This window comes from Bdellovibrio sp. BCCA (assembly GCF_037996825.1).
In the GTDB taxonomy this organism is placed as follows: domain Bacteria; phylum Bdellovibrionota; class Bdellovibrionia; order Bdellovibrionales; family Bdellovibrionaceae; genus Bdellovibrio.
On the sequence record NZ_JBBNAC010000001.1, the window covers coordinates 3,615,693 to 3,633,473 of the forward strand.

The following is a 17,781-nucleotide window of genomic DNA, read 5'->3' on the forward strand; positions in this document are numbered from 1 at the left end:
CACTCTATGCAAGAACTTCTGCAGGAAAGCGCAGATGAACACGAGTTCCCTTAGAAACTTCCGATTCGATATGCAAATGTCCTTTGATCTCTTTAATAAAATTCATAGTAAAGTGCATGCCGACGCCGAAACCCTCTTGCGCTTCACGCTCTTGGTTTGTGCCAGAGACAAGACGCTCTACCGCTTCCGGCGTCATCCCCACTCCCCAATCCTGAACAAGGATCTCAATCCACTTTTCGCGATGATGACAGGTGAGCTGGACTTTTCCTTCAGCATGACTAAACTTAATCGCGTTCGATAAAACATTTCTAAAGATCGCTTCTAGAATATTTTTTGTTCCCCAAACATGCACGTCCCCTTCGGGAAATGAAGTTTCAACATGGATATTCTTACTGATCACCTGGGCAGAAAGCTGACGGATCGAAGACTCCACGATGGGTTTTAAACTAATGCGTTTGGTTTCTTTGTCTTCTTTGTTCCAAGCCAAAACATTTTGCAATAACGTCAAGGAAGCGGAACTCGCATCAATAAGACGATCCACGTATGTTTTGTATTCCGCAGAGTCCGGCTTCATGTGCCGCATGCCCGTAAGAAGTGTGTGCACACTTCCCAAGGAGCCTGACATATCATGGGAAAGAACGGCGTGAATTCTTTTGTTGAAGTCTGTGAGATGTTTTAGAACAAGATTGCTTTCTTCCAAATCTTTATTCAATTGCACAATGTCGCTGATGTTATTTAGGACATAAACTGAGCTGTGAGATTCCCCGCCTTGAGTGGCGAGTTCATAGTGAAAGACCTGATAGACTTTATCTTGTGTTGTTAGATTTCCGGAGTTCCGCGAAAGCTCTCGAAGCTCTGAGTTATTTTTTAGAGGCCGGCCTTGATCCGAAGGCTTTAAGGAGAAAAGATCTCTGGCTGCTTTATTGGCGTCCCACAGCTCCCCATGCGGGGACAGTGTCACAACCGGGTTTGGGAGATTTTCAATCACTCTTTCTTGCGCTAAAGATTTTATATCAAGAAATTCCAATCGCGTGACCGCAAAATAAATGATTAAACAAAAGACCCAGAATCCACCTACAGAGACTTGTTTCGCGATAGGATTTGGCGAAATGTACATACCCCAAAGATCCAGACTCGTAGAGAGTACACTTCCCAGTAAGAAATAAATCGCGTATTTGCGACGCAGGCCCTTGGCACAAATGGCGTTGTGAATGTAAATGACGTTGAGAAGAAGAATGCCCAGAGAGCCGTGAATAAAATTTATCGAAATCAAAGGACCTAAGCTGTAGCTCAAAAGACCTTTGTAGCCGGGAAACTCCTGAAAGTTATAGAAAACCAGATGCTCCGCAAAAGAAAATCCCAGAATACTTGCCATATTTCCGAGGATCGTGATTGCCGGAATGATAAAGAGAAGAACAAAATATCTTTTATATCTTTCCCAGAAAGGCCGGTAAAACACCATCACGATGGTCACAATGCCCATCGACACGACCGTTGGCAAAATCAACTGTCGCATCCGTGTCAACAGCACACGCGTTTCAAAATCATCTGTGACAAAAATACTTAAAACCAAAAACGCCCACAAAGCGTGAATGATTTGAGTTACCAATAAAAAGCCGTGCACCGTCGAACGCCTGTAAGGCCACAACAACACCGACAAAACGGTGCATAGAACACATGTTATAAGAATACCTAAAATGACAAAAGAAAACATGGTGACGTGATTTCACCATGTCAAAGACGCAGATGTCTAGCGATTGCGCACCAAAAGTTTCACATCGTCACGACATTCACATTCCGTTTTCAATCCGTCGCCAGCCTCTGAATTTTGGCAGTACTTCTGCATTTTCTCTTCGCAAGAGATTTTTGCAGTTCGGTTTGATTGCGCTAAAACTTCGATGGAAAAAATAAAACCAAGAGCCAAAGACAGAGTCAGCATGGCAGCAATGACTTGCTCCTTCATACTCCCCCCCGCTTGAAAGAGAGTTTATGAAGGAGCTTTTTAAGTATAAATAAGATTTCCAAAGCTCTGTGCTTTTACAAATTTTCGAGCGTAAACTGTGTAAGAGTTTCTCTGTTTATTAAACTAATCTCATCATCTTCGCACACTCGTAACGAAGGCAGAGAAATTCTCCTGCAAAGATGAACTTTAGGAGGAGCTGTGTCGGGCTTACGTTGGATTGCCATTGCTGAAGCACTTAAAGGTCTTTTCGTCCTTTTTGGCGGCTTGGGCCTGCTGGAATATCTTCATCTCCATCTTCAACATATCGGAAATATTTTAACCGCGAACATTGGATTAAATCCGGAGCATCACTATTCTAAAGCGCTGCTGCAAATTCTTTGGGGCGTGAACAATAAAACCATTTTACTTTTAGCGGTGGGTATCGTCGTTTACTCGGTCCTGCGTTTTGCGGAAGCGTATGGCCTGTGGTATGAGCGCACCTGGGCCCGCTGGCTGGGCATTATTTCTGGTGGGGTTTACCTGCCCTATGAGTTTTATGAACTCTTTCATCGCTTCTCGTGGATAAAAATGGGGATAACGATTGTGAATATCGGAGTCGTTATTTATCTCGCAATGAATCGCGATCGTTTTTCCACCAAAGAAGAAAAAAATGCTTACGACATTCCGAAATAAAAAGAGGACTGGTTTTGCCAGCCCTCTTTTCTTTTCAAATTTTGTTTTAGGATCCTACGCAGAAGATTTCTTTTTTGCTTCTTCTTCAGCTTGGATTTCTTCGTCCGTTTTGTAAACCAACATTGGCTGTGCGCCGTCGTTGATCACGTTTTCATCGATTACAACTTCCTTCACGTTTGATTTTGAAGGAATGTCGTACATGATATCCAGCATCGCCGTTTCAAGAACACCGCGAAGACCGCGGGCACCTGTTTTACGTTTCAAAGCCATTTGTGCTACTGCACGAAGAGCTTTGTCTGTAAACTTCAACTCAACACCTTCAAAGCTGAAAAGCTTTTGGTATTGTTTTGTGATGGCATTTTTTGGTCTTACCAAGATGTCCATCAACGCTTCTTCATCAAGAGGCGCAAGAACTGCAATCGCCGGCAAACGACCGATAAACTCCGGAATCAAACCGAATTTAGAAAGGTCATCTGGCTCCACTTTCGCAAGAAGGTTGGAGCTCTTCTCCACTTCCTCTGACGTGCGGATGTCCGCTGCGATACCCATTGTTTTATTTGAAGTTCTGTTTTCGATGATCTTATCAAGACCTACGAACGCACCACCCACGATGAACAAAATATTTGTTGTATCAACTTGGATGAATTCTTGTTGCGGATGTTTACGACCGCCTTTCGGAGGAAGATTCGCCACCGTGCCTTCAAGAATTTTTAGAAGTGCTTGCTGAACACCCTCACCACTCACGTCGCGAGTGATTGATGGGTTTTCCGACTTACGAGAAATCTTGTCGATCTCATCCACGTAGATCACGCCACGCTGTGCTTTTTCTACGTCGTAGTCTGAAGCTTGCAAAAGATTTAATACTACGTTTTCAACGTCTTCACCGACATAACCGGCTTCCGTCAAAGTCGTCGCATCGGCCATTGCAAATGGCACGTTCAAAATCTTAGCAATTGTTTGTGCTAACAACGTTTTACCGGAACCCGTTGGTCCGATAAGCAAGATATTGGATTTTTGCATCTCAACGTCGTTGGCTTTTTTACCATTGGAAATCGCGTTCACGCGCTTGTAGTGATTGTGAACCGCAACAGCCAAAGTTTTCTTCGCCTGCACTTGGCCGATCACGTAATCATCAAGATAAGTTTTGATGTCAGACGGTTTCGGAACTTTGAACGTTCCTTTGACCGCTGTCTCGCGCTCTTTTTCCTCGTCAATGATGTCATTGCAAAGGTCGATACACTCATCACAAATGTAAACGCCAGGACCCGCAATCAGCTTCTTGACTTCTTTTTGGCCTTTGCCGCAGAAGCTGCATCTCAATGCGCCGTTAGTATCTTTAGTCGTCATTGGTTGTTATCCTTTTTTCGCTTTACGAGATTCAACAACGTGATCAAGCAATCCGAATTCTTTAGCTTGGTAAGGGTCCATAAAGTTATCCCTTTCCATCTGATCTCTCAAGAAATCATAAGGTCTGCCTGTGTGCGTTTCATAAATGCGAGTGAGTTTTTCTTTTGTCTTGAGCAACTCTTTCGCATGAATTTCGATATCAGTGACTTGACCTGACAAACCGCCTCCAGAAAGAAGAGGTTGGTGGATCATGATGCGCGTGTTCGGAAGGCTGTAACGCTTTCCTTTTGTTCCCGCTGTGAGCAAAAGTGAACCCATACTTGCCGCCATACCCATGCAGTATGTAGCCACATCGCATTTTACGAATTGCATAATATCGTAGATCGCAAGACCCGCAGAAACACTACCACCTGGAGAGTTGATATAGAGATGGATATCTTTTTCTGGATTATCCACTTCAAGGAAAAGGAACTGCGCGATAATCGCGTTTGCAACCTCGTCCGTCACCGCTGATCCAAGGATCACGATACGGTCTTTTAAAAGGCGGGAGTAGATGTCGTATGATCTTTCACCCTTTGAGGTCTGCTCTATGACGTATGGAATGAGTGCCACTGCTGTCTCCTGTGGTTGTGATTGAGGTGTCATTCTGTGCTACCTATCGGAATACTTAGACAAGACTTTATCAAAAAGCCTTTGACCCGTAAAACTGCTGTGCTACATCTATTAACGTTTCACAAAACCGAATCATATTAAGGGGTTCATATGGCTTTCAACTTGCTCAACAAAGACATCGAAACACTGACTTGCCCGGCTTTGGTCGTGTTTTCTAAGTCATCTTCTCAAAAAGATAAGCTCGCAAAAGTGACTCATTCTGAGCTCAACAAAAAACTAGCTGCTTGTTTGGAAGAAAAATCGATCACTGGAAAACACCAAGAAGCTGTTACTTTCCGTGAAATGAATTACAAAGGCTTCCGTCATGTGATCGTTGTTGGTCTGGGCAAAGAAAATCAGATTGATCATGAAAGCGTTCGTCAATCTGTAGCAACAGCTTTCGAAGCGGTTAAAGCTTTGGGAGTGAAAGAAGCGGCCTTGCACTTTGATGGCATCACTTCTTCTAAAAAAGACGCCGCTGATTTCACAAAAGCCACTGTTGAAGGTTTGATCCTGACTTCATACGTATTCAACGAATTGATGTCCGGTAAAAAAGAAGAAAAAGAAATCGACGTTCACATCGTGACTAAATTGGCTGCTGACAAAGCTGTTAAAGCCGCTTTCAACGAAGGTGTGATCCTTGCGACTTGCACAAACTTCTCTCGTCGTTTGGGTGATATGCCAGGCAACTTGATGACGCCAACAATTCTTGCAGACTCTGCAGTTGATGCTGCAAAAGGCACAGGCCTTAAAGTGACTGTTTGGGATAAAGCACGCATTAAGAAAGAACGCATGGGCGGTCTTTTGGGCGTATCAAATGGTTCTGCCCAAGAACCACGTTTCATCATCATGGAATACAAAGGAGCTGCGGCTTCTAAAAAGCCAGTGGTGTTCGTAGGTAAAGGTCTGACTTTCGACTGCGGTGGTATCTCTATTAAGCCTTCTGCAGGTATGGAAGAAATGAAATTCGATATGTGCGGTGGCGCGAACGTGATCGGCACATTGCTTGCGATCGCGAAATTGAAATTAAAAATCAATGCTGTGGGTCTTGTTGCTTCTACTGAAAATCTTGTAGGTCCTGCAGCGACGAAGCCAGGCGATGTTCACACAGCTCGTAACGGCAAAACGTTCGAAGTGAACAACACAGATGCTGAAGGTCGTTTGATCTTGGCAGATGCACTTTCATACGCAACAGAGCTTGAACCACAAGTGATTGTTGATGCTGCGACTTTGACAGGTGCGATGGTTGTTGCTCTTGGCAATACACACACAGGTTACTTCACTCGCAATTCCGCTTTGAAAAACAAAGTTGAAAAAGCCGCTGTTGAATCTGGTGAGTGGGTATGGAACATGCCACTTGTCGACTTCCACGTAAAAGATATGAAAGGCACTTACGCTGATCTTTCGAACATCTCTGCGGGTAAAGGTGCGGGCTCTGCAACAGCAGCAGCATTCCTTGAGCAATTCGTGGGCGAAGGCATTCCTTGGGCCCACTTTGATATCGCAGGCACTGGCTGGGCTGTTGGAAATCGTCTTCCATACTGCACGAAAAAAGGTGCTTCTGGTGTGATGGTGCGTACATTCGTGGAACTCGCGAAACAACACGCCTAATCATTTTTTGCAATAATTGATAAACAAAGAAACCCTCTTGAATTATAAAATTCTTGAGGGTTTTTTTATGTCTGATGAAGTTAAAAAGCTAGTCGACGGATTTCATAGTTTCAGAAATAAATACTTTGTAAAAGACACGGATCTTTTCGATCACCTCAGAACCGATGGGCAGGCACCGAAAACGCTGATTATCGGCTGCAGTGACTCTCGTGTTGATCCTGCACTTTTAACTCAAGCAAATCCTGGTGATATTTTTGTGATCCGCAACGTGGCCAATCTCGTGCCTCCTTATGAAGAAGGCGGCGGATTCCACGGGGTCAGTTCCGCGATTGAATTTGCCGTTAAAAATCTAAAAGTAGAAAACATCATTGTTCTTGGTCATGAACAATGTGGCGGCATCCACGCGCTTTTGACTGGTACCCATGACAACAGCTCACAAAGTTTCATCGGTTCTTGGGTGAAAATTGCGGCGGAAGCTCGTACTGAAGTTTTACGTGAAATCCCCAATGCGCCACTCAAAGAACAACTGAATTCATGTGCGAAAAAAGCCGTTTTGATTTCTATGGAAAATCTTATGAGCTTCCCGTTCATTGAAGAACGAATGAAAGCTCATGAATTGAAAATTTACGGTTGGTTTTTCCAGCTCGAAGGAGGAAAACTCCTTGAGTTCAGTTACGAACAAAGAAAGTTCGTTGAGATTTAATTTCTAAAAATTAAGAACCATGGGGTGGCCGAGGTATCGTGCCACTTCATCGCTTTCAATCACCAAAGCTTCCGAATCTTTTTCATTCACAAGCTTCACGGATTTTAGCAACCAAGTGCGCGGCCACTCTTCAGGAAGATTCGTAAAACGAACGGTAACAGCCGAGCCTTCGTTAAATTGAAATTCACCGTCGCCAGGGCGCTCGCCCACGATCTTTGCAACTGGTAAAAACAGCGGATTGATTTTCGCCATGTCTGCAGAAAATTGACAGCGACCCTCGATTTCCATCACAGGCTTGTCACCCGCGACAGAAACACCTTCAGCTTCAAAAGACAAAGCGACTTTTCCAAACTCTTGGCAAGCTAATTTCTTTTCGCCGTTTTGATTTACGAAAACAAAGTGACCTAAGCCGATCCCAGCGCCGCCCGAAGTTTTGCGCAGCTCAAGACCCGAAAGCAGGCGTTGTTTGACAGCTTCATGAAGTTTTTCACCACGCAGGTGTGAGAAGTCGAACGTGTTTTTAATCGCAGCAGGATCGCGATTCACTTGATATTCATCTGTTGTGTAGTTGATGACGGAATAACCAAAGACAAAACACAAAGCAAAAAGACAAAACACTCCGTAGAATTTTCTCATAAACTGTAGGTCCCTCTTTCATGTAGATTAACATGCGAGCATAGAGGGTCTCGCATTTTCTCGTTGGTTCTAGGCATAAGTCTTAGTGAAATTGGCTTTAGTCGGGCCTTTTAAGCCAGATTTCTTGTGTAATTTTTTCTGCAAGCTCTTAAATTTCAGTCACAATTACCGGTAATTTTCAATAGGAGCCGACCTCTAATTCCCCAAGGTTATTAAGCCTTTGACTCTCTTCGCGGGTTCGCCATAAAAATCCTCGTTATGAACAAAACCTCAGAATTTTTATTAAATGAATATCAGCGTCGTCGCTCTTACAATCCTGCGCTTACGAATGCTCAGTTCGCAAAAGTCTTGGGTATTCCTTCCAGCCGATTAAGTGACTACATCAACGGTCGTCGCATCATGACGGTCAGTATTGGTCGTCAAGTCATCAAAGGTTTGGGATTAGCTGATAATGATTTTGAACATTTAAAAAGTTTGATCGAATTCGATAAAAGAAAACTCAAAACTCTTTTACCCGAAGTTCAACTTAAAGAGGACGAGTTCGCCGTGATCTGTGACTGGTATCATTTCGCGATTCTTGCGTTGGTTCCGGTAAAAACTTTCCAACCTTCTCCAGCGTGGATTGCAGACCGTTTGAATATTCCCGTGGAAGTCGCTTCCGCTGCTATTGAAAGACTTTGCCGCCTTGGCTTACTTAACATTGAGAACGGCAAATTCATCGTCACGCAAAAACAACTTGAGACGACACACAATATTCCTTCGGAGTCTTTACGTCGCTCTCACAAACAATCCTTGGTGCAAGTGCTCGACAATATGGACCGCATTCCTTTGGAATTGCGTGACGTGACCTCGATCACTTTCCCGATGAATAGAAAAAAGATTCCTGAGGCGAAACGTTTGATTAAAACTTTCCGTCGTAAGATGGCGACTCTTATGACTCAAGGACCGAAGACCGACGTTTATAATTTGAACGTGCAGCTCTTTCCGGTGACGAAGGTGCAAAAATGAAATCATTAGTTTTTCTATCAGCATTTGTTCTTTCTTCTGTGGCACTAGCTAACAACTGGTATGACCGTGGCAACGCGGGTTTTGCAATCCTCTGTGCGGGAGGCGTGAAAGCTCAAACTTTGGATCTCTATGAAGTTTCTGAACGTCATGGTTTGGTGGCGTCTTATTCAAACAAATCTTCGGCTGTGGAAAAAGCCGTGGATTTATTGTCGCGCTTAAATTCTTTAGATCCTGCTCGCGCAAAGATGTACCGTTTATGGGCTCAGGACTTTATGGGTTCTGCGACGTTTGTGGCTGCCGCAAATGAGTTTGTGAAAACTCCGGATGCAGGCCTTGTGACATTGCCGACGGATTGCAAGCTAGAGCAAGCGGTCTTCCAACGAAACCCGTCGATCTTGAATAAGTCTCGTTACATCGTGAATAGCACTTTGTGGAATAAACTTGATGCTGACAACCAAGCAGCTTTGATTGTTCATGAAGTAATCTACCGTGAATTCATGAACAGCCTCGCGTTTGAGGTAACATCGGAAAGAATCCGCGCGTTTAATTCGTTTATTCATGCAGATGGTTTAAAAACTTTGTCTGCGCAAGAATACTTGGCTTTGCTTCAAGAACTTCATTTTACGAATTACGAATATAAAGGTCTGAATCTAGCTTTGGGGTACACAGACACAAAAGGTGCATGGAACAACAGCATTCTTGTTTTTGAAAATGGCAATGTAGTGAGAGCTTCTTTGTCGGGCCGTCATCCTTTTGAACGCTCGTATTTCAAATTTTATTGCGACGACACTGCGACAACGCCTGAGCTTGGAACTGTGACATTAAATTCCGAAGGTCTTTTGATTTCTTTACGCGTGAATTCTGATTTCGTTCAAAAGAATGAATGCGCGCTTCCTTTCATTCCTTATGAAAGTGCAAAAGGCCAGTTCATAATTAGCGGAACTTCTTGGGAGTTTGATGCCAACGAAAAGCCTGTCACGGTGAAAGGCGCTTTGTCGACCGCAGAGCAGTTTCAACTCAACTATGCCGGAACAAACTACGTTCTTGCTTGGGACCCGTTTAAGCCCGTGACAGTGGAAACTCAATTTACTTTTGATAAAGAGATGAACTTGCGCAAGATCGCTTTAGGTGGCGCGGCTTGCAGAAGTCCGTTGAATCAAAGCGTGATATTTACTCCAAGAAACTTTTCGTCCGACAGTGTTGTTTCCCTAGATGAAAACGGAGTTATGACTTCGGAACTAGGCCTTTGCTTTTAACAAAGGCCCTTAAGGCTACTTTCCGCAACCGACAGGTTGGTATCCTTTGAAAGTCGCTCCCAACTCTTGCGCTTCGTGCGCGATGGCTAGCAGTCCTAATTTCGCAGTCCAACCATATACGTTTTCTTGCGGGCATCCTGGAGTATTGATCGCAAGATCCGACACACAAAGGCGTTTGTAAACAGCGCCTGGACTGTTCAGACTGTCTGTTGAGCTTTTTTCTGCGTGAGTTCTCAAGAAGCCCCCCGCAAGCTCACAACCGATCATGTAAATCACCGGCTCAGCACTTGCGCCATCGGCTTGAACAATGGACGGAATGCCTTCTTGAATGATCACTTCTTCCACGTCACGTCCGCCTTTAGCGGCTTTCATTTTTTTACGTGATTTGTAAGACCATTCTTTGACTTCGGCTCCAGAGCCTACACGAATCACCGCCAAACCATAAGTCCCCGCGTTATTTTTTACGAACACGAAAGGCTCTTGGTTGATACCGCGTTTTTTATATTCCTCGCGCAGACGATTTAACATTGCATCGACTTTTTCAGCCAAAGCATTACGACTGTTTTCATCGGCGATGTCGAAATTTTCAAAAAGTTCCGTTTCAACTCGAAGCAAGAAAGGATCAATTTTTGTGATCTCTGCAAATTCATTCACGAGTTGATTGTAGTATTTGAAATACGTGCTTTTCTTTCTCTGATACCAACCCAACTCACGCGGAGGATTCATTGGGAATTCCGTCACGGTTTGTGCCCAATCCTCGTAAGCTTCAGAGAAGTCGTTATTGCTGATGATAATGTCAGGCTTAAATGTTTTTAAAAGTTCACCGTCTTTTAAAGCAGAGTGTACGATGACTTCGTTGCCTGCGGAGCTTGTGAGTTTTAAAGGCTCTGGCAATTCACGGGGAATGGCCACTTTAACGACGCGATCACTTGCTTCAATCAAATTGCGAATCGTGTGAACGTTTTCCCAATAGAACGCGTTGTTAGTATGTTCTTCTGTGACAAGCAAAATGTTTTTTACATCAGGGCCGTAGTGCTTAGTGATGTACTTGTTCATCAGGCCAATCGATGTTTCTTTATCCGTTGGGCAGATATTGTTAAAACCTGCTGGAAAAATATTGGCATCGACATTTGAAATTTTATAACCCGAATCACGAATGTCGTAGCTTGAGTAAATCGGATAAGAAAGATTTGCCGTCTTTGATGAAAACCACGCGCAAATCTCATTCATATTGGCGAGAGTTTGTTTGTGCAGTATTAGTTTCGCCATAGGTATCTCCTTTGTTCCTCTTACAAGTTCGGATCTTCTTCAGGAACAACTTTGGGAGGAAGAGGTATAGAGCGTTTCTTTGTCTGTGGCAAGCCACGCTTCAGGCTGTTAAGTTTCGCAGATTCTTCCGTGAGACTCATTGTCCCGCCGCTTCCGTAAACTATTTTTTCTGTTTTCTTTCTAACTTCAGACAGATACGCAAAGAATGAGTTTTCATAGGAATTCATTTTCTGCCCTGTCATAGGACGATAAAGTTCGGCTTGATCCAGCAGATCAAAAAGATCTCCGCCCAGGCTGTTCTGCGTCTCGCGATTTTTTGCAGACTCCACTTGAGTATAAAGATCGCGATAAGTTTCTTGAAGCTTACTCAAAGCCCGCGGTGACCAAGCAGAGTCATTCAACCGCAACGCTTTAATTAAATACACCTGAACAAGCTTTTGGCCCTGAACAAATTCCGAGAAATTATCACTGGAAAGCTGATTCGTGGACACAGTTCCCATTTGCACGTATGTTTTTGCAAGCCAGTCAGATCTAAGATTGGCGCCTTTTTCTTGTTGAACAATCGAAATGCCTTTTTCAGCTTCATTCAAGTACGTGAGTGCTTCGTTTTCTCTGTTCTGACGAGCATACGCCGCTGCCAAACGCGCAGGCACTTCTGCATACGCCACTTCCAGAGGCAAGTGCTCGCCCATTCGTCTGGCGTCTAAAAGCGCTGCCACCGTTTTTAAATCATCACCTAATGCTTCATAAGCAAACGACATGCGATACAAAGCAAGCGCTGCGATTTCCGGCTGATGCTTTAAAGTTTTTAAATAGATGTCGCGATAAAGATCGGCCGCTTCTTGATAACGTCCCAATCCTTCAAGAGATTGAGCTTCTCCAAGGCGAGCTTGTTGAAAAAAAACAGATTGAGAATGACGACCTTGAAAATCACGGAAAAGAATTCTTGCTTCTTCAAAGCGTGCTTTCTCGAGCACTTTTTCAGCATTCACGACTTCAGCTTCCTCGGAAGCCTTCTGCGCACGAATCTGTGCGACTTCTTCTTCACTCATGCGATTTTCAAAAAGGCTGGCACAACCGGAAAGCAAAATCACAGAAGCAATTAAGATCCATTTCATGCTTTCTTTTCCCCTTCCACAATCAAATCACTGAGTTCTTCTAAACCCGACAAATCAGAAATGTCTTTCACAAGGTCAGGAATTCTAAAGACGCGGGCGTCTTTTTTCATATTCGCTTCAAAGCCCTGATACAAAACGTCCCTTTGATTGTAGTAGGACCTCATTTGCGAGTACAAGCTCACAAGGTCTTGATGAGCTTTTTCTGACTTCCCTTCCGAACGGAGGTCTAGCCAGTAAGGGAAAACTCTATTCAAAACAACCGTGGTCAGGTGGTAGCCACCTTTTTTAATTTCTTTTAAAAAGTACTCAGCTTCTTTGAGTTTCGCCTGATCAAAGGACGTCACAAGACAGAAATGCGTTGTGGGAGCCACCATCATTCTATGTACGTCCACGGTTCTTTTTAAAAGCTGTTCTTGCCACTGTTCAATGTTGACGAAGAAATCGCCGAGTTCATGAATGAAACCAGAGCCCGTGAGAGTTTCTAAGATTTTGAGAACCTGTCTTGTTCCCGTTTGCAAAAGCTGCCCGAAGAAACCTGATTTTTTTCCGTCAGGATCACGGAACCACTTCGCAACACCTTCATTGAAAAGAGCCGAAAGTTTTTGTGGTGCCTGTAAAAAGTCGATGGCATGTTTTGTTGGTGGCGTATCCAGAATAATCAAATCAAACTCTTGAGACTCATAGCAAGAGTAGAGTTTTTCTAACGCCGTAAACTCTTGAGAGCCGCTTAAGTTTGTTGAAAGTTGCTGATAAAGGCGGTTTTTATAAATTTTCTGAACCGCTTCGCTTTTCTTGGCGGCTCTTGCGACAAAGTCATCAAATGTTTTTTTGTGATCAATGACGGAAGCATAAAGCTCGCCTTTGAAATTTTGGCCTGGAACTTTCGTGATGTCTTTCGTTCCTTCGATCCCCAGGGTTTGCGCAAGACGCTTGGCCGGATCAATCGTGAGAACTAAAACTTTTTTTCCTTCTTTAGCGGCAAGCACCGCCAAAGATGCCGCCACCGTGGTTTTCCCGACTCCACCGCTTCCTACACAGACAAGAATTTTTATGTTTTCAAAACTGCGGATGCTCACTTTAGAACCTCCGCAATTTTTTCTACAAGGCTCCACGGTTTTGTTTCAAAGAATAGAGGAACTGAAAGAATGTTCTCTGTTGTCTTCTGAGCTTTTTCGCGCATTTCCGTTTGATGAGCCAGTTGATGTTCGATGTAGGCGGCAAATTTGCCAAGGTCTGAGTCTTCGCTTTGCACTTCTTTAAGAGAAGCTTCCGGAATATTTGTTTGAACCATTTTGTTAAGAATGAGTTCTGAGGAAATTGAAAACTCGGCCTTTAATCTTTGCACAAGCTCCGTTGCTTCCTTCACTGGAAGTTCTTCAGGTAAGGTCACGATGTGATATTTGCACAGATCTTCGTTTCGAATGCAGGCATCGATACTACGTGATTGCTCTCCCATCGGACCAAACTGTACGGCCTGCGCCATTCCTTTAGGAGCTTCAAGAAGCGCGATGAAATGTCCTGTAGCAAACGCATCGACAACCAAACAGTCAAATGGCAAAGGAGGACCGTGTTTGCGCGGACCACTTGTTACTTTTCCTAAGATGGCCAGTTCTGGCAAGGCCGGTGCCACGTTGATGAAGGCTCTCATCACCGCATTTTCAAAAAATAATTTTGCCAGACTTTCAACTTTGATGAGATAGCGCGCGTATTCTTGGAGACAGGCGTCTCCGGTCCAGAGTGCCAAAGACAGATTTTCTCGAATGGATGTGGGCTGAAAACCCACCGAGGGAAGCTCAAAAAAATCCTTAAAAAAGCTCTGATCACCTAGCTCGACGAGCAGGACTTTTTTGCCCTCGCGGCTCTTCTTTAGGGCCAGGGCTGCGGCGATCACCGACTTTCCCACTCCCCCTTTTCCGGTCACAAAGTGAATCTCTTGCTTCATAAGTTCTTAGAGTGTCGCTGACCTCTGAAATATAGGCATTACGCGCTGCGATAGCGTTGCCTTAAAGCAGCGCATCCTCTACTATCCATCGGTTTTATATTAGGAGAAAAAGACATGAAATCGAATGTAGAAAAAGTCTCTAATCTGTCCAGAAAATTGAAAGTCGAAGTTCCTGCAGCTGCAGTTTCCACTGCTTTCCAAAAAATCTTCAATGGCATTCAGAAAGACGTCACAATCAAAGGCTTCCGCAAAGGTAAAGCTCCTTTGGCAACAATCAAAAGTCTTTACGGCGACCGCGTAAAACAAGACGTGGTTCAAGACTTGATCCAACAGCATTACGTAAAAGCTCTTGAAGAGCACAAACTTGAGCCCATCAGCTATCCAGAATTTGAATTCGCTGATCCAGCAGAAAACAAAGATTTTTCTTTCTCTGCAAACTTTGACATCCGTCCTGAAATCACGTTGAAAAAATACGAAGGTCTTGAAGTTGAAAAAGAGAAAGTGGAATTTGATTCTAAAAAAGTGGATCAAGTTCTTGAGAACATCCGCGCTTCTCGCGCCACTTTCGAAACTGTGACTGAAGCTCGCGCTGCTAAAATGGGCGACATCGCGGTTGTTGATTTCGAAGGTTTCATGGGTGGAGCTCCACTTGAAAACGGTTCTGGTAAAAATCACCACCTTGAGCTTGGCGCGAAACAATTCATCGAAGGTTTCGAAGAAGGCATCGTAGGAATGAAAGTCGGCGAAACAAAAACGCTTTCTTTGAAATTCCCAGATCCATACCACTCTGCAGATCTTGCTGGTAAACCAGTTGAGTTCAAAGTGACTTTGAACGAAATCAAAGCCAAAGTTTTGCCTGAGTTGACTGAAGAATTTATTAAATCTTTGGGCGGCCCTAGCGATCTAGACGCTTTGAAAAAATCTATCGAAGAAGATTTGAAACAAACTGAGCAAAAACGTGTTGATGACGCTTTCAAAAACCGTCTTTTGAAAACTCTTGTAAAAGAAAACCCAGTTGAAGTTCCGCCTTCTTTGATGAAAGAACAAAAAGCTTCTTTGATCGAAGATTTCAAAAAGCGTATGGCTGAACAAGGCATGGGCGAAAACGATTTCTCTTCTTACGTTGAGAAATGGGATGCTGATTTTGAAAAAACAGCAGCTGAAATGATTCAGTCTTCTTTCCTTGTTGATGCTATCGCAAAGAAACATGATCTTTTCGCTAAAAAAGAAGATCTTGATGCGAAGTTTGCTGAGTACGCTCAACAAACACACATCGAAGAATCACGCATTCGTGAGTTCTACGGTCGCCCTGAACAGGCTAGCCGTCTTACTTACATGATCACAGAAGAGAAAGTGATCGCTTTCTTGAACAAGACTGTGAAAGTTAAAGAAGTTCCAGCAGGTACTTTCAAAGACGAAGCGAACTAAGACTTCTTATAATTGAAGACTTTAAAAAGAGCGGCCCACAAGGTCGCTCTTTTTTTATTTAAACCTCCTCACATACTCCTGGCATTTGGTCTAAATGCGTTCTCTTCGACTACTGTGAAAACAAGGACTTAAGTTACTCTTAAAAGAGGTCCTCAACAGTCGGAGTCAAAATGAAATTTCTGGTTATTTCTGCGCTCGTTCTTGTCGCTTCATCTTCTTTTGCATTTGAAGCGAATCCCGGTCTTTTGCAAAAGTACTATAAAGGCAGTTTCACTTTTGATGGAACTAAGATTGCCAACAATGATTCAGGCACTAGCTTCAACAATAAAGAGCGTTGGGCGAAATCTAAAAACTCTAATGGCCAGTACGATATGAATTGGGGATCTGAAAATATCGAAGGCAGCGACGTGCTCACGCTGAATGAAACGCTCCAAACAAATCGCGGCAATTCAGGCTCTTCGGTTTTCGCTCGCACTTCAAGCTTCTATAAAAACAAATTAAGAGCGACGACGACTTGTTATGGTGATGCTTCTGCGGGTTCTGGATTAAGTCCTGCGAAGAACAATTTGAAATGCGTAACGGCGACAAAGCGTTCTTGTGATCGTTTGATGAAGGCTTACAATGCGGAAGGCGGCAAAAATAAAATGAGTTCTAAAACAGCGGAAAGCTGTATGAACTTTTTAGGAAGCTACGCGAATATGGCGAAAGCTTTCGGGAATCAATCCTTGCAAGTTGAAAAGCGCCACAATGATGTGATCGAACAAGATCTTAGCCGTTTGAAGGATCATATTAAAAATTCTACGGGTAACAAGACTTGGAGTTTTACATCTTTAAGTTCCGCAACAACCTCTGAAGAACTTGATAAGACGGCGCAAGAGTTTTCAAACTCGATGGATGGTATCAAAGCTATCAACGCCGCTGTTCAAGCTTGCGCAGAATCTATTAATGATTTTGACGGTGCATCTAGTGGCTCTCGTGCAAGCTCCAGCACAGCGTCTCCAGGCGTACGCTAACGCCGTTTGCAGTCTTCTCTGTCTACGAATTGGGCAATGGGTCTTCACATTCATGAAGGCCCATTTTCGTTTATAAGCCATTTGAAGCTAAGTCCTTTCAGTAGTTTATACGTTTCTCCCCAAGTTCCTTAAATACCGTGGCCCGTTCCTTGCTCAAAGGACACTGGTTAGAAAAAAACCACTTGGGACTGTCGGAGGTTTTATGAAAAAGCTTGTTATGATCGCAATCACACTTTTCGGAATGAATGCTCTTGCCGGAGAAACTCTGCGCACGCGCACTTACTGCGTGGATGTGTCTGGCAATATGACAAGCCAAGTGGTTCAAGGTGAATCCGGCGTTTTCATCAACGTCGGCGAATCTACAATCTGGCCGCAACTCCAATCTGGAAAAAAAGTTTTGTACGTCACACAAAAAGGAATCAAAGACCCGACGGCCGCATTGGATCTTGGTGACGGAAAATCTTCAGCCACTTATCTTGAGGTTCCTCAAAAAGACGGAAGCTCCGTCCGCTGCCACGTCCTTATGGACATGGTTCCAGCGAAAAAAACTTTTTCAATTCTTGTGATGTAACTGATTTGAGAGAGTAATCTTGCCCTTGTTTAAATTTGACATATTCTGTGACTGAAATGCATGATTTTAGTCATTATGTTTAAAGTATTAATCTTAACTCTTTGTATTTTTGCTCTTTCCGGATGTGCAACAATGGCTACGTCCAATAAATTGTCAGAGTTTAAAAAGGTCGATTGGGAAAAGTCCAATAGACGAGGCATCGAAAAGATTCTTGGCCAACCGAACTCAGTTGGAAGTATTCCGAAGACAGATCATGAAGGATTAGTTTATTTATCCCAGGATAAAAAAACTCCGCAACTTCTAGTGATCTATGACGGAAAAACAGACAAAGTTCTTAGCGTACATTGGTTTGCAGCGAATCCTTCTGAACAGTTGACGTTACAACAAGCCCTCTCTCAGTTTCCAAACATTAAATTCCAGGAAAAGCCTATTGCAAAAGAAGGCGCCTGGGGACAAGAAATTTCAGCCTATACGGCGAAGGAAGGTCCTCTTTCCATCAACATGAATTCACAAACGCAAAAGCTTAGTTCAATCTCTTTGCAGTTTGCAAAGGAAGAACCTATTACACGAAAACCAACAAGCCACTAGAATGA

At 43.6% G+C, this 17,781-nt stretch carries 18 protein-coding genes; 9 read left to right on the forward strand and 9 right to left on the reverse strand.

Annotation, left to right across the window (positions count from 1 at the left end):
• Positions 1–4: 4 nt before the first annotated feature.
• Both AAAA78_RS17570 and AAAA78_RS17575 read right to left on the reverse strand, forming a co-directional pair.
• The gene (locus tag AAAA78_RS17570; RefSeq protein WP_340593436.1) at positions 5–1,714 is read right to left on the reverse strand and encodes a sensor histidine kinase; all 1,710 of its coding nucleotides are present in this window, start codon (positions 1,712–1,714) and stop codon (positions 5–7) included.
• Between the two features lie 36 nt (positions 1,715–1,750).
• Complete coding sequence (locus AAAA78_RS17575; protein WP_340593438.1) at positions 1,751–1,963, reverse strand: hypothetical protein; 213 nt, start codon at positions 1,961–1,963, stop codon at positions 1,751–1,753.
• A 198-nt stretch (positions 1,964–2,161) separates the two neighbouring features.
• On the opposite strand from AAAA78_RS17575, the gene AAAA78_RS17580 reads away from it, so the two are divergent.
• Positions 2,162–2,635, forward strand: a complete 474-nt coding sequence (locus AAAA78_RS17580) for a DUF2127 domain-containing protein (protein ID WP_340593439.1) — start codon at positions 2,162–2,164, stop codon at positions 2,633–2,635.
• 54 nt (positions 2,636–2,689) lie between these two features.
• Here the strand turns inward: AAAA78_RS17580 and clpX are convergent, their stop codons facing one another.
• Both clpX and AAAA78_RS17590 read right to left on the reverse strand, forming a co-directional pair.
• On the reverse strand, positions 2,690–3,982 hold the full coding sequence (gene clpX, locus AAAA78_RS17585; protein ID WP_340593441.1) for an ATP-dependent Clp protease ATP-binding subunit ClpX: 1,293 nt from the start codon (positions 3,980–3,982) through the stop codon (positions 2,690–2,692).
• A gap of 6 nt (positions 3,983–3,988) precedes the next feature.
• Positions 3,989–4,627 carry an ATP-dependent Clp protease proteolytic subunit gene (locus AAAA78_RS17590; RefSeq protein WP_295904447.1) on the reverse strand — a complete coding sequence of 213 codons (639 nt, stop codon included), beginning with the start codon at positions 4,625–4,627 and terminating at the stop codon, positions 3,989–3,991.
• Between the two features lie 117 nt (positions 4,628–4,744).
• Between AAAA78_RS17590 and AAAA78_RS17595 the strand changes: the two genes are divergently transcribed.
• Together AAAA78_RS17595 and AAAA78_RS17600 are read left to right on the forward strand one after the other, a co-directional pair.
• The gene (locus AAAA78_RS17595; protein ID WP_340593442.1) at positions 4,745–6,244 is read left to right on the forward strand and encodes a leucyl aminopeptidase; all 1,500 of its coding nucleotides are present in this window, start codon (positions 4,745–4,747) and stop codon (positions 6,242–6,244) included.
• Positions 6,245–6,311: 67 nt separating this feature from the next.
• Complete coding sequence (locus AAAA78_RS17600) at positions 6,312–6,947, forward strand: carbonic anhydrase (protein WP_340593443.1); 636 nt, start codon at positions 6,312–6,314, stop codon at positions 6,945–6,947.
• Positions 6,948–6,950: 3 nt separating this feature from the next.
• Here AAAA78_RS17600 and AAAA78_RS17605 read toward each other — a convergent pair whose 3' ends face one another.
• Entirely contained in the window at positions 6,951–7,583 is a 633-nt protein-coding gene (locus AAAA78_RS17605) for a hypothetical protein (RefSeq protein ID WP_340593444.1), read from the reverse strand.
• Between the two features lie 258 nt (positions 7,584–7,841).
• Between AAAA78_RS17605 and AAAA78_RS17610 the strand changes: the two genes are divergently transcribed.
• Positions 7,842–8,591, forward strand: a complete 750-nt coding sequence (locus tag AAAA78_RS17610) for a TIGR02147 family protein (RefSeq protein ID WP_340593445.1) — start codon at positions 7,842–7,844, stop codon at positions 8,589–8,591.
• Positions 8,588–9,847, forward strand: coding sequence for a hypothetical protein (locus AAAA78_RS17615; RefSeq protein WP_340593446.1), 1,260 nt, complete (start codon positions 8,588–8,590; stop codon positions 9,845–9,847). The genes AAAA78_RS17610 and AAAA78_RS17615 overlap by 4 nt, the downstream gene beginning before the upstream one ends.
• Positions 9,848–9,862: 15 nt before the next feature.
• Here the strand turns inward: AAAA78_RS17615 and gshA are convergent, their stop codons facing one another.
• Genes gshA through AAAA78_RS17635 form a run of 4 tightly spaced genes read right to left on the reverse strand, consistent with a single transcriptional unit; the run spans position 9,863 to position 14,176 of the window.
• Positions 9,863–11,116 (reverse strand): glutamate--cysteine ligase, encoded by a 1,254-nt coding sequence (gene gshA / locus AAAA78_RS17620; protein ID WP_340593447.1) that lies wholly within the window; start codon positions 11,114–11,116, stop codon positions 9,863–9,865.
• A gap of 20 nt (positions 11,117–11,136) precedes the next feature.
• Entirely contained in the window at positions 11,137–12,234 is a 1,098-nt protein-coding gene (locus AAAA78_RS17625) for a tetratricopeptide repeat protein (protein WP_340593448.1), read from the reverse strand.
• Entirely contained in the window at positions 12,231–13,310 is a 1,080-nt protein-coding gene (locus AAAA78_RS17630; RefSeq protein WP_340593449.1) for an ArsA family ATPase, read from the reverse strand. The genes AAAA78_RS17625 and AAAA78_RS17630 overlap by 4 nt, the downstream gene beginning before the upstream one ends.
• On the reverse strand, positions 13,307–14,176 hold the full coding sequence (locus tag AAAA78_RS17635; RefSeq protein ID WP_340593450.1) for an ArsA family ATPase: 870 nt from the start codon (positions 14,174–14,176) through the stop codon (positions 13,307–13,309). Before AAAA78_RS17635 ends, AAAA78_RS17630 begins: the two co-directional genes overlap by 4 nt.
• 114 nt (positions 14,177–14,290) lie before the next feature.
• On the opposite strand from AAAA78_RS17635, the gene tig reads away from it, so the two are divergent.
• The 4 genes from tig to AAAA78_RS17655 all read left to right on the forward strand — a co-directional run bounded on the left by tig (position 14,291) and on the right by AAAA78_RS17655 (position 17,776).
• Positions 14,291–15,604, forward strand: coding sequence for a trigger factor (gene tig / locus AAAA78_RS17640; RefSeq protein WP_340593451.1), 1,314 nt, complete (start codon positions 14,291–14,293; stop codon positions 15,602–15,604).
• A gap of 170 nt (positions 15,605–15,774) precedes the next feature.
• The gene (locus AAAA78_RS17645; RefSeq protein WP_340593452.1) at positions 15,775–16,617 is read left to right on the forward strand and encodes a hypothetical protein; all 843 of its coding nucleotides are present in this window, start codon (positions 15,775–15,777) and stop codon (positions 16,615–16,617) included.
• 202 nt (positions 16,618–16,819) lie between these two features.
• Entirely contained in the window at positions 16,820–17,188 is a 369-nt protein-coding gene (locus tag AAAA78_RS17650) for a hypothetical protein (protein ID WP_295902551.1), read from the forward strand.
• Positions 17,189–17,263: 75 nt separating this feature from the next.
• A complete protein-coding gene (locus tag AAAA78_RS17655) occupies positions 17,264–17,776 on the forward strand; it encodes a hypothetical protein (RefSeq protein WP_340593453.1) in 513 nt (170 codons plus the stop codon).
• Positions 17,777–17,781 lie beyond the last annotated feature (5 nt).